This window comes from Streptomyces sp. 15-116A (assembly GCF_025290915.1).
Classification (GTDB): domain Bacteria; phylum Actinomycetota; class Actinomycetes; order Streptomycetales; family Streptomycetaceae; genus Streptomyces.
This window is the reverse complement of sequence record NZ_JAOCQE010000062.1, coordinates 16208-27951: the sequence shown is the minus strand read 5'-3', so window position 1 is coordinate 27951 and position 11744 is coordinate 16208. Positions and strand designations below refer to the sequence as shown.

Sequence of the window (11744 nt, the reverse complement as noted above, 5' to 3'; positions counted from 1 at the left end):
CCGGTGCGGAGGCGCGGCGGCCCACCAGCCGCGGCTCGTGGCGCCGCCGGTCCCGGGCCGCCGCGAGCAGCTGCCGGTACCGGGAGAACTGGCCCAGCGCCGAGGCGAAGGTGCCGCCGGAGAACGCGGCGTCCACGGAGACGAAGCCGTCCACGGTGAGCGGCACCCCCTCCGGCAGCTGCCGCACCGTGAAGTAGGCGCCCAGGTCGTGCGGGACCGAGTCGAAGCCGCAGGCGTGCACCAGCCGAGCCCCCGTCTCACGCGCGCGTGCGTCGTGCCGCACGTACATCAGGTCCACGAACTCGGGCTCGCCCGTGAGGTCGAGATAGTCGGCGCCGGTGTCCGCACAGGCGGCGACGAGTTCCTCGCCGTACCGCACGTAAGGGCCCACGGTCGTGGCCACCACGCGCGCGTGCTCGGCGAGGGCGCGCAGGGAGTCCGGGTCGGCCACGTCCGCCCGCAGCACCCCCACCTCGCCGCCGCCGGGCAGCCGCTCCCGCAGCCGCTCCAGCTTCTCGGTGCTGCGGCCCGCGATCGCCCAGCGCAGCCCCTCGGGAGCGTGCGCGGCGAGGTACTCCGCGGTGAGCGTCCCGACGAAGCCGGTGGCTCCGAAGAGCACGATGTCGTACGGACGGTCCGTCCTGTTCAGCCTGCTCATGACACCCCTTGGTCCCGCAGCCGCGCCGTTGTCGGTGGCCGAGGCTAGCGTGTGGAGTGCGGAGCCCGACGACGAGCCCGGAGGAAACCGATGGCCGTGCCCAGGAACGCCCTGAAGAAGTGGGAAAAAGTACGGGAGTACGCCCTCGGGCTGCCGGGCGCCACGGAGGAGCACCCCTGGGGAGAGACCGTCGCCAAGGTGAACAAGAAGGTGTTCGTCTTCCTCGGCGTCGACGACGGCAGCTACCCGCTGGGGGTGACCGTGAAGCTCACGGACGAGACGGCGCACGCCCACGCGCTGGCCTGCCCCGGCGCCGAACCCGCCGGATACGGCCTGGGGAAGTCCGGCTGGGTGAGCATCCCGCTGGAGCCCAAGGGCGCCCCGGCGGCCGAGCTGCTGTGCGACTGGGTGGAGGAGAGCTACCGCACCATCGCGCCCAAGCGCCTGGCCGCGGAGCTGGACGCGCGCTGACCGGGCCGACGCGGCAGCCTCGTGACAACGGCGCGGAATCCGGTCACCCGTCGTACAGTGGCTAAGCGCTTGCTCGTCAGGTCTTGTGCCGGGTGGAACACGTTCCTAGCATCACTGGTGTTACATCAGTTGTGTCACAGCGGGGAGCTCAGGATGACCGAGGCGAAGACGCCAGGACCCGGCCCGCTCGCCGGTGTGCGCGTGGTCGAGCTCGCCGGGATCGGGCCCGGCCCGTTCGCGGCCATGCTCCTCGCCGACCTCGGCGCCGACGTCGTCCGCGTGGACCGCCCCGGCGGCCCCGGACTCGCCATCGACCCGGCGCACGACGTCACCAACCGCAACAAGCGCTCGGTGATCGTCGACCTCAAGGCACCCGACGGACCCGCCCGCGTCCTCGACCTCGCCGCCCGCGCCGACATCCTGATCGAGGGCTACCGCCCCGGCGTCGCCGAACGCCTCGGCGTCGGCCCCGAGGAGTGCCACGCCCGCAACCCGCGTCTCGTCTACGGCCGCATGACCGGCTGGGGCCAGCAGGGGCCCCTCGCCGACCGCGCCGGGCACGACATCGCCTACATCGCCCTCACCGGCACCCTCGGCATGCTCGGCGACCCGGACCGGCCCCCGGCCGTCCCCGCCAACCTGCTCGGCGACTTCGCCGGCGGCTCCCTCTACCTCGTCGTCGGTGTCCTGGCCGCACTGAACCACGCGCGCGCGACGGGCACCGGGCAGGTCGTCGACGCCGCCATCGTCGACGGAACCGCCCACCTCTCCGCGCTGATCCACGGCATGCTCGCCGCGGGCGCCTGGCAGGACCGCCGCGGCGCCAACCTGCTCGACGGCGGCTGCCCCTACTACGGCACCTACGAGACCGCCGACGGCCGGCACATGGCGGTCGGCGCGCTGGAGCCGCAGTTCTACGACGAGTTCCTGCGCCTGCTCGGCATCGAGGACCAGCCGTCCGCCCGCACCGACGTCACCCGCTGGCCGGACCTGCGCGAACAGGTCGCCGCCCGCTTCAAGAGCCGTACGCGCGAGGAGTGGACGGCCGTCTTCGAAGGCTCGGACGCCTGCGTGGCCCCCGTGCTGTCCCTGCGCGAGGCCCCGCACCACCCGCACCTGGCCGCCCGCGGCACCTTCACCGACCACGGCGGCATCACCCAGCCCGCCCCGGCCCCGCGCTTCTCCGCCACCCCGGCCGCCGTGCGCACCGGCCCCGCCCTCCCCGGCCAGGACACCGCCGAGGTGGCGCGCGACTGGGACGTCCCCCGACTTCTGCCGACGGCCCCCGGCCCCCAGCACCCCCGACGGTCCGACCACCCTCAGCGAAAGGCCTCCTCGTGAGCACCGAAGCGTACGTGTACGACGCGATCCGCACCCCGCGCGGACGCGGCAAGGCCAACGGCGCCCTGCACGGCACCAAGCCCATCGACCTCGTCGTCGGGCTCATCCACGAGATCCGCGCCCGCTTCCCGGACCTCGACCCGGCCGCAGTCGACGACATCGTGCTCGGCGTCGTCGGCCCCGTCGGCGACCAGGGCTCCGACATCGCCCGCATCGCCGCCATCGCCGCGGGCCTGCCCGACACGGTGGCCGGCGTCCAGGAGAACCGCTTCTGCGCCTCGGGTCTGGAGGCCGTCAACCTGGCCGCCGCCAAGGTGCGTTCGGGCTGGGAGGACCTGGTCCTCGCGGGCGGTGTCGAGTCGATGTCCCGCGTGCCCATGGCCTCCGACGGCGGCGCCTGGTTCAACGACCCGATGACCAACCTGGCCACCAACTTCGTGCCGCAGGGGATCGGCGCCGACCTGATCGCCACCCTGGAGGGCTTCTCCCGCCGCGACGTCGACGAGTACGCGGCCCTCTCCCAGGAGCGCGCGGCGACCGCCTGGAAGGAGAACCGCTTCGAGCGGTCCGTCGTCCCGGTCAAGGACCGCAACGGCCTGATCGTCCTCGACCACGACGAGCACATGCGCCCCGGCACCACCGCCGACTCCCTCGCCAAGCTCAAGCCGTCCTTCGCCGACATCGGCGAACTCGGCGGTTTCGACGCGGTGGCGCTGCAGAAGTACCACTGGGTCGAGAAGATCGACCACGTGCACCACGCGGGCAACTCCTCCGGCATCGTCGACGGCGCCGCGCTGGTCGCGATCGGCTCGCGCGAGGTCGGCGAGCGCTACGGCCTCACCCCGCGCGCCCGGATCGTCTCCGCCGCCGTCTCCGGCTCCGAGCCCACCATCATGCTCACCGGCCCCGCCCCCGCCACCCGCAAGGCCCTCGCCAAGGCCGGGCTCACCATCGACGACATCGACCTCGTCGAGATCAACGAGGCGTTCGCCGCGGTCGTGCTGCGCTTCGTCAAGGACATGGGCCTCTCCCTGGACAAGGTCAACGTCAACGGCGGCGCCATCGCCCTCGGCCACCCCCTAGGCGCCACCGGCGCGATGATCCTCGGCACGCTCGTCGACGAACTGGAGCGCCAGGACAAGCGCTACGGCCTCGCCACCCTGTGCGTGGGCGGCGGCATGGGCGTCGCCACCATCGTCGAGCGCATCTGACCCTCTCCCGACGGACCACGACGGATCACCTGGAGCACACCCTCATGAGCACCGAGTCCACCACCATCCGCTGGGAGCAGGACGACACCGGCGTCGTCACCCTCGTCCTCGACGACCCCGACCAGTCCGCGAACACCATGAACCAGGCGTTCCGTGAGTCGCTCGCCGCGATCACCGACCGCCTGGAGGCCGAGAAGGACGGCATCCGCGGCATCATCGTCACCTCCGCCAAGAAGACCTTCTTCGCGGGCGGCGACCTGCGCGACCTCATCCGCGTCACCCCCGAGACCGCCCAGGACCTGTTCGACGGCGGCATGGCCATCAAGCGCAACCTGCGCCGCATCGAGACCCTCGGCAAGCCCGTCGTCGCCGCGATGAACGGCGCCGCGCTCGGCGGCGGCTACGAGATCGCCCTCGCCTGCCACCACCGCGTCGCCCTCGACGCCCCGGGCTCCAAGATCGGCTGCCCCGAGGTCACCCTCGGCCTGCTCCCCGGAGGCGGCGGCGTCGTCCGCACCGTCCGCCTCCTCGGCATCACCGACGCCCTGCTGAAGGTCCTCCTCCAGGGCCAGCAGTACAGCCCCCGGCGCGCCCTGGACAACGGCCTGGTCGACGAGGTCGCCGACAGCCCCGAGGACATGCTGGCCAAGGCCCGCGCCTTCATCGACGCCCACCCCGAGTCCGCCCAGCCCTGGGACAAGCCGGGCTACCGCATCCCCGGCGGCACCCCGTCCCACCCGAAATTCGCGGCCAACCTGCCCGCCTTCCCGGCCAGTCTGCGCAAGCAGACGGGCGGCGCCCCCTACCCGGCCCCGCGCAACATCCTCGCCGCCGCCGTCGAGGGCTCCCAGGTCGACTTCGAGACCGCCCAGGTCATCGAGGCCCGCTACTTCGTCGAACTGGCCGCCGGGCAGACGTCGAAGAACATGATCCAGGCGTTCTTCTTCGACCTCCAGGCCGTCAACTCCGGCGCCAACCGCCCGAAGGGCATCGAGCCCCGCCAGGTCACCAAGGTCGCCGTCCTCGGCGCGGGGATGATGGGCGCCGGCATCGCCTACTCCTGCGCCCGCGCCGGCATCGACGTCGTCCTCAAGGACGTCTCCCTGGAGGCGGCCGTCAAGGGCAAGGGCTACTCCGAGAAGCTGTGCGCCAAGGCCGTCGCCAAGGGCCGTACCACCCAGGAGAAGGCCGACGCCCTCCTCGCCCGCATCACGCCCACCGCCGAGGCCGCCGACCTGGCCGGCTGCGACGCGGTGATCGAGGCGGTCTTCGAGGACACCTCCCTCAAGCACAAGGTCTTCCAGGAGATCGAACAGGTCGTCGCACCGGACGCCCTGCTGTGCTCCAACACCTCCACGCTCCCCATCACCGCCCTCGCCGAAGGCGTCGAGCGCCAGGCCGACTTCATCGGGCTGCACTTCTTCTCGCCCGTCGACAAGATGCCGCTGGTCGAGATCATCAAGGGCGAGCGCACCGGCGACGAGGCGCTCGCGCGCGCCTTCGACCTGGTCCGGCAGATCAAGAAGACCCCGATCGTCGTCAACGACTCGCGCGGCTTCTTCACCTCCCGCGTCATCGGCCACTTCATCAACGAGGGCGTCGCCATGGTCGGTGAGGGCATCGAGCCCGCCTCGGTCGAGCAGGCCGCCGCCCAGGCCGGCTACCCGGCCAAGGTGCTGTCCCTGATGGACGAGCTGACGCTCACCCTCCCGCGCAAGATCCGCAACGAGACGAAGCGGGCCGTCGAGGAGGCGGGCGGCACCTGGACGCCGCACCCCGCCGAGGCCGTCATCGACCGCATGGTCGACGAGTTCGGCCGCCCCGGCCGCAGCGGCGGCGCCGGCTTCTACGAGTACGGCGAGGACGGCAAGCGCGCCGGCCTGTGGCCCGGATTGCGGGAACACTTCACCAAGCCCGGTCACGAGATCCCGTTCCGCGACATGCAGGAGCGGATGCTGTTCTCCGAGGCGCTGGACACCGTCCGCCTGCTGGAGGAGGGCGTGCTGACCTCGGTCGCCGACGCCAACATCGGCTCGATCCTCGGCATCGGCTTCCCCGGCTGGACCGGCGGCGTGCTGCAGTACATCAACGGCTACGACGGCGGTGTCGCCGGATTCGTCGCACGCGCGCGTGAGCTCGCCGAACGCTACGGCGACCGCTTCACGCCGCCGGCACTGCTGGTGGAGAAGGCGGAGAAGGGCGAGGTGTTCACGGACGCCCGCTGAGGCACCGAGCGGCGCGACGGAGCCCCCTGACCTCCAGGGGGCTCATCCCTCGTCGTCGAGCCACTGACGCAGCTCCTCCTTCAGTGACCGCTGGAAGGTGGTGAGCAGCGCCTGCACCACGAGCGGATGCATATGGGCGGACAGGGACTTCACATCCCGCGCCTCCCGCTCCGCCACCGCGTCGCGCAGCAGCCGCGACAGCTCGCGGGCCGCCGCGCGGGAGTGCTCGGTCAGGGCCGTGCGGGCGGCGAGGACGGTCTCGTGCGACAGCGGCACGTCCAGCAGCTCGACGCCGAGCCGCAGCAGGCCGGCGTCGACGCGGAAACCGTCACCGGTCTCCTCGACGATGTCCAGCGCGACCAGCCGTTTCAGTTCCTCGTCGTCCAGTGCCCGGCCCGCCCGCCGCTCCAGCTCCTCACGCGAGAGCGCCTCCGTCGTCCCCGGCGCCCAGGAGGCCACCACCGCCCGCTGGATCGCCAGCTCCCGCGCGGAGATGCCCGGCGGCAGCTGCCCCAGGTAGCGCTCGATGGCCGCGAGCGTCATGCCCTGACGCTGCAACTCCTCGATGAGCGCCAGCCGGGCCAGATGATCCCGCCCGTAGCGGCCGACCCGGCGCGGGCCGAGCACCGGCGGCGGCAGCAGCCCCCTGGTGCCGTAGAAACGCACTGTGCGGACGGTGACACCGGCGCGGGCCGCCAGTTCGTCGATGGTGAGCGTCGGCTCCTCGGCGTCGGTCGTCATGTGCAGCAGTATCGCTGTCTCACCGGTGCTGTGAAACCTGGTTGGCCTGGCACTTCATGTGTGTGACATGTTCCGCGATGTGACGTGCGCCATCGCATGAGGCGGCGCACATCAGGAAAGGTGCCCCCTTGGTCTGTGCCGTGATCGGGCGCCGGCCGAGGCAATCCGGACAGCCGGGCGTGACCCGCCCGAGCGCACCAGAGAGTGGAACCACCCGTGAGCAAGGACGCCGTGAACACGGCAACGGCCGAGGCGCGCCCCGCGCAGGCCCAGGTCCCCGCCGACGCGGGCGACGCCGGCTACAGCAAGGACCTCAAGGCCCGCCACGTCAACATGATCGCCATCGGCGGCGCCATCGGCACCGGCCTCTTCCTCGGCGCGGGCGGCCGCCTGCACGACGCCGGACCGGCGCTGGCCCTGGCCTACCTGGTCGCCGGCGTGTTCGCCTTCTTCGTCGTCCGCGCGCTCGGCGAGCTGGTCCTGTACCGGCCGTCGTCGGGCTCCTTCGTGTCGTACGCGCGCGAATTCCTCGGCGAGAAGGGCGCGTACGTCGCCGGCTGGATGTACTTCCTGAACTGGTCGACGACCGGTATCGCCGACATCACCGCGATCGCGCTCTACACGCACTACTGGAGCCTGTTCACCGACATCCCGCAGTGGGTGCTCGCGCTCATCGCGCTCGCGGTGGTGCTGGCCGTGAACCTGATCTCGGTGAAGATCTTCGGCGAGATGGAGTTCTGGTTCGCGATCATCAAGGTCGCCACGCTCGTGGCCTTCATGTTCGTCGGCGTCTTCCTGCTCGCCACCCAGCACGAGGTCGGCGGCGGCACGCCCGGCCTGAACATGATCACCGACAACGGCGGCTTCCTCCCGCACGGCGTGATGCCGGTCGTCCTCGTGATGCAGGGCGTGATCTTCGCGTACGCCGCGCTGGAGCTGGTCGGTGTGGCCGCGGGCGAGACCGCCGAGCCGGAGAAGGTCGTCCCGCGCGCCGTGAACTCGATCATGTGGCGCGTCGGCCTGTTCTACGTGGGCTCCGTCGTCCTGCTGGCGCTGCTGCTGCCCGGCTCGATGTACTCGGCCGACGAGAGCCCCTTCGTCACCGTCCTGTCGAAGATCGGCGTCCCCGCGGCCGGCGACATCATGAACCTCGTCGTCCTGACCGCCGCGATGTCGTCGCTGAACTCCGGCCTGTACTCCACCGGACGCATCCTGCGCTCCATGGCCATGGCGGGCTCCGCCCCGAAGTTCACCGCCCGCATGAACCGCAGCCAGGTGCCCTACGGCGGCATCCTGCTGACCTGCGCGGTGTGCGTGCTCGGCGTCGGCCTGAACTTCCTCATGCCGCACCAGGCCTTCGAGATCGTGCTGAACGTCGCCTCGCTCGGCATCATCAGCACCTGGGTGATCATCATGATCTGCCACCTGGTCTTCGTCCGCCGCGCCCGCGCGGGCCTGGTCACCCGCCCGTCCTTCCGCCTCCCCGGCAGCCCGGTCACCGAGATCGCCACCATCGCGTTCCTGGTCTCCGTCCTCGCCCTGATGTGGAACGACCCGGAGGTCGGCCGCAAGACCCTGCTGCTGGTCCCGGTGATCGCCGCGATGCTGGTCGCCGGCTGGTACGCCGTCCGCCGCCGCGTCGCCCACACGACGGACCGCGAACTGGCCGACCTCACGAAGTAACAGCTCACAGGGCACTGTCAGTGCCTGCCCGTACGGTGGCGAGCAGCGCGGCATACGGACAGGCAGCAAGGGCGATCCGGGACACGCTGGTCCGGCGGGGGATACCCGTCACGGTGTACGACCACGCGACATCACCGGGTTGAGCAGCCGACCTGAAGGGGCGCGGGGAACTGCGCGACCAGCCACATACGGGCCGCACCTGAACGACTGGCACGCCCCCACGGCGCCTAGTGCCCGGTTTCGGGTATGGCATTCGGCATGGAGCTGATTCCGATGGACATCGGGCCGCTGAACCCCCCGGTCGAGGGGCTGGTGGCGGCGGTGGTCCTCTTCACCGTCTGTCATCTCGTCCTGCGCCGGCTGATGCGCCGCATCGACCGGGTGCTGGAAGCCCGCGACCAGGCGACCGACGGAGTCCGGCGGCAGGCCCAGGACGTGCGGGCGGACGCCGAGGCCCGGCTGGCGGAGGTGCGTGCCGTGCTCGCCGACGCCCGGCACGACGCGGCGGCCATCCGGCGGCGCGCCGAGGAGGAGGGCGCCGCGCTCATCGCCGCCGCCCGCGCCGACGGTGTGCACCAGGTCGACGGGATGCTCGCCGAGGCCGCCGCCCGCTTCGACTCCGACCGCCGGGCGGCCGAGGCCGAACTGCGGCAGTACGCGTCCGAGCTGGCCGTCGAGCTGGCGAGCAGGGTCGTGGGCGAGCCGATCAGACCCGCGCCCCGAACGCCCGCAGCAGAGACACGGTGAGCGCATCGGCGATGCTCCCGTCCGGGTCCATCCGCGGGTTGAAGATCGTCACGTCCAGGCCGACGGCCCCGTGACCCGCCAGCGCCGTGCGCAGCACCGTCTCCAGCTCCTCCCAGGTCAGCCCGCCCGGCATCCGGTAGTCGACCGCGGGCATGACGTCGTCGTCCAGGACGTCGACGTCCAGGTGGATCCAGTAGCCGGTGTCCGGCAGCAGGGCGACCGCGCGGGCCGCCGCCTCCGCCGCGCCCAGAGCCCGTACCGTGCCGAGATCCATCGCGTGCAGCGCCGGCGGCAACGGCTGCATCCCCGCCGCCGCGGACTCCTCCGCGTCCCGGAAACCGAGGGCCACCACGTCCTCGTCCCGCACCAGAGGGCCGCGCCCCTCCAGATCGGTGAGGACGTCCGGCCCGCGGCCCGTGGCCAGCGCCAGATCCATCGACGCCGCCTCGCCGAGCGGTTCCGCCGCCGGCTGGTAGAAGTCGGTGTGCCCGTCGAGGAAGAGCAGCCCGGGCCTGCCGCGGCGGCGCAGGGCGAGCAGATTGCCGAGCAGGATGCTGCAGTCACCCCCGAGCACGACCGGGAACCGGCCGGCATCGAGCACACCGCCCACGGCGTCGGCCAGCGCGACGGAGTACGCGGCGATACCGGCCGGATTCAGCACACCGGTGCCGGGGTCGCGCACCGGGTCGTAGGCGGCGGCCGGCTCGACCCGGCCCGCGACCACCGCCTCCAGCCCCTCGGCCAGCCCCGCACCGAGCAGCGCCCCCGCCAGCTCCTCGACCCCGCTGGGCCGCAGCCCGAGCACGGACGGTGCCTCGATGATCGCGACGTCCCGCATGTCCGGCTCCCTCGCTCGGTGGGGGCGGCACTCGGGGTGTGGGTGACCGCACCCCACCGTAGGTCGCCCTCTCGACCGGCCGCGCGCTCAGCCCGTCTCGACCGGCCGCGCGCTCAGCCTCGTCCGTGCCGGTGGTCGTGCCCGTGCCCGGTGTCGTGCACCCCGTTCGTCGCGGCGATCTTCTTCCACGACTTCGGCGGTACGAGCGCATCCGGCGCCTTAGGCGTTGTACGCGCCGTCCAAGCCGCCGGCTTCGCCGGTTCGTACAGCCACGTCTCGAACAGCGCCGTCAGCCGCTTGCCCGACACCTCCTCGGCGTACCGCCGGAAGTCGGCGACCGTGGCGTTCCCGTGGGCGTACTTCCGAGGCCATCCCTTCAGCACCGCGAAGAACGCCTCGTCCCCGATCTCCCTGCGCAGCACGTGCAGCGCCAGCGCGCCCCGGTCGTACACGGCGCCGTGGAACTGGTTCTGCGGGCCGGGATCCCCCGGCTTCACCGTCCAGAACGGATCGTCGGCCGGATGCGAGGCGTACACGTGGTCGGCGAGTTCCTGCGCCGTGCCCTCGCCCTCGTGCTCGGACCACAGCCACTGGGCGTACCGCGCGAAGCCCTCGTTGATCCAGATGTCCTTCCAGCCGGACACGGAGACCAGGTTCCCGTACCACTGGTGGGCCAGCTCGTGCACCACCACGGACACGTTCGAGCCGTTCGCGAACTGACGCGGGCTGTAGAACGGCCGCGTCTGCGTCTCCAGCGCGTACCCGGTGTCCGTGTTCGGCACGTACCCGCCGAGCGCGTTGTACGGGTACGGGCCGAAATACTCCGTCAGCCAGTCGGCGACCTCACCGGTGCGCTCCAGGCTCGCCCGCGCCGCGCCCGCGTGATCGCCCAGGTCCTTGCTGTAGGCGTTGAGGACCGGGATGCCGCTCTCGGTCGTACCGGTGGTGAGGTCGAAGCGGCCGACGGCGAGTGTGGCGAGATAGGTCGCCTGCGGTTTGTTCGAACGCCAGCTGTAGCGCGTCCAGCCCGCCCTCGAACTCGTCGACTGCAGCGTGCCGTTGGAGATGGCCTGCGTGCCGTCGGGTACCTGCACCGACACGTCGTAGGTCGCCTTGTCCCGCGGATGATCGTTGCTGGGGAACCACCACCACGCCGCCTCCGGCTCGTTCGCCGCGACACCGCCGTCCGGGGTGCGGTGCCAGCTGGTGAAGCCGTACGCCTCCTGCTCCGAGGGCACGCCCCGGTAGCGGACGACGACCGTGAAGTCCGTGCCCTTGGCCACGGGTTTCCTCGGTGTGATCTCCAGTTCGTGCTCGCCGGAGCTCGCGTACGACGCCTTCGCGCCGTCCACACGCACCTCGCTCACGTCGAGCAGAAAGTCCAGATTGAAGCGGGACAGGTCCTTCGTGGCGCGGACCAGGAGGGTCGCGGTGCCCTCCAGCTCGTCGGTGGCGGGCCGGTACTTCAGCCTCAGGTCGTAGTGCGAGACGTCGTAGCCGCCGTTGCCGTAGTCCGGGTAGTAGGGGTCGCCGATGCCCGGGGCGCCGGGGGAGGGGCTAGCGGCCGATGCCGGGATCGCCAGCAGCAGGGTGGCCGAGGCCAGGACTCCCGGCACGATGATTCTGCGGTGCACTCAGGGCTCCAAGTCGTAGAGGCACGAGGTCCTTTCGGAGCCTATTGACGCTTCCGGCACTGGACATGTCCATGGCCCCCGCTGTCACACGATCGCCATTCGGCCGTCATGGAGGGGCAGGAGATTGCTCCTGCTGAGAAGGTGAATTTTGCGCCACACGTGGTAGGGGCACTGCGGGAGGAGTGTTCTCCGCCT

Annotated in this window: 10 protein-coding genes; 6 read left to right on the top strand and 4 right to left on the bottom strand. The window is 71.5% G+C overall.

Annotation, left to right across the window (positions count from 1 at the left end; translation table 11 throughout):
- Positions 1-658, bottom strand: a 658-nt coding sequence (locus N4P33_RS13640) for a trans-acting enoyl reductase family protein (RefSeq protein ID WP_260826671.1), incomplete at its 3' end; no start/stop codon positions are given.
- Between the two features lie 90 nt (positions 659-748).
- Here N4P33_RS13640 and N4P33_RS13635 point away from each other — a divergent pair.
- From N4P33_RS13635 to N4P33_RS13620, 4 genes are all read left to right on the top strand, one after another.
- Positions 749-1129: an MmcQ/YjbR family DNA-binding protein gene (locus N4P33_RS13635; protein ID WP_260826670.1), complete on the top strand. Its 381-nt coding sequence runs from the start codon at positions 749-751 to the stop codon at positions 1127-1129.
- A gap of 153 nt (positions 1130-1282) precedes the next feature.
- Entirely contained in the window at positions 1283-2470 is a 1188-nt protein-coding gene (locus N4P33_RS13630) for a CaiB/BaiF CoA-transferase family protein (RefSeq protein ID WP_260826669.1), read from the top strand.
- The gene (locus N4P33_RS13625; RefSeq protein ID WP_260826668.1) at positions 2467-3681 is read left to right on the top strand and encodes an acetyl-CoA C-acetyltransferase; all 1215 of its coding nucleotides are present in this window, start codon (positions 2467-2469) and stop codon (positions 3679-3681) included. The genes N4P33_RS13630 and N4P33_RS13625 overlap by 4 nt, the downstream gene beginning before the upstream one ends.
- A 44-nt stretch (positions 3682-3725) precedes the next feature.
- Positions 3726-5906: a 3-hydroxyacyl-CoA dehydrogenase NAD-binding domain-containing protein gene (locus N4P33_RS13620; protein WP_260826667.1), complete on the top strand. Its 2181-nt coding sequence runs from the start codon at positions 3726-3728 to the stop codon at positions 5904-5906.
- Between the two features lie 42 nt (positions 5907-5948).
- On the opposite strand, the gene N4P33_RS13615 is transcribed toward N4P33_RS13620, so the two are convergent.
- Positions 5949-6647 (bottom strand): MerR family transcriptional regulator, encoded by a 699-nt coding sequence (locus N4P33_RS13615; protein WP_260826666.1) that lies wholly within the window; start codon positions 6645-6647, stop codon positions 5949-5951.
- A gap of 216 nt (positions 6648-6863) precedes the next feature.
- Between N4P33_RS13615 and N4P33_RS13610 the strand changes: the two genes are divergently transcribed.
- The gene (locus tag N4P33_RS13610; protein WP_260826665.1) at positions 6864-8330 is read left to right on the top strand and encodes an amino acid permease; all 1467 of its coding nucleotides are present in this window, start codon (positions 6864-6866) and stop codon (positions 8328-8330) included.
- 258 nt (positions 8331-8588) lie between these two features.
- Entirely contained in the window at positions 8589-9077 is a 489-nt protein-coding gene (locus N4P33_RS13605; protein ID WP_260826664.1) for an ATP synthase F0 subunit B, read from the top strand.
- Here N4P33_RS13605 and N4P33_RS13600 read toward each other — a convergent pair.
- Both N4P33_RS13600 and N4P33_RS13595 read right to left on the bottom strand, forming a co-directional pair.
- The gene (locus N4P33_RS13600; RefSeq protein WP_260826663.1) at positions 9037-9915 is read right to left on the bottom strand and encodes an arginase family protein; all 879 of its coding nucleotides are present in this window, start codon (positions 9913-9915) and stop codon (positions 9037-9039) included. The genes N4P33_RS13605 and N4P33_RS13600 overlap by 41 nt on opposite strands.
- 113 nt (positions 9916-10028) lie before the next feature.
- Entirely contained in the window at positions 10029-11549 is a 1521-nt protein-coding gene (locus N4P33_RS13595; protein ID WP_260826662.1) for a M1 family metallopeptidase, read from the bottom strand.
- Positions 11550-11744 lie beyond the last annotated feature (195 nt).

Bases quoted from the DNA above. Each gene is read 5' to 3' on its own strand.
- N4P33_RS13600 (WP_260826663.1), bottom strand. From the start codon at position 9,915: ATGCGGGACGTCGCGATCATCGAGGCACCGTCCGTGCTCGGGCTGCGG.
- N4P33_RS13635 (WP_260826670.1), top strand. From the start codon at position 749: ATGGCCGTGCCCAGGAACGCCCTGAAGAAGTGGGAAAAAGTACGGGAG.
- N4P33_RS13620 (WP_260826667.1), top strand. From the start codon at position 3,726: ATGAGCACCGAGTCCACCACCATCCGCTGGGAGCAGGACGACACCGGC.
- N4P33_RS13630 (WP_260826669.1), top strand. From the start codon at position 1,283: ATGACCGAGGCGAAGACGCCAGGACCCGGCCCGCTCGCCGGTGTGCGC.
- N4P33_RS13615 (WP_260826666.1), bottom strand. From the start codon at position 6,647: ATGACGACCGACGCCGAGGAGCCGACGCTCACCATCGACGAACTGGCG.
- N4P33_RS13605 (WP_260826664.1), top strand. From the start codon at position 8,589: ATGGAGCTGATTCCGATGGACATCGGGCCGCTGAACCCCCCGGTCGAG.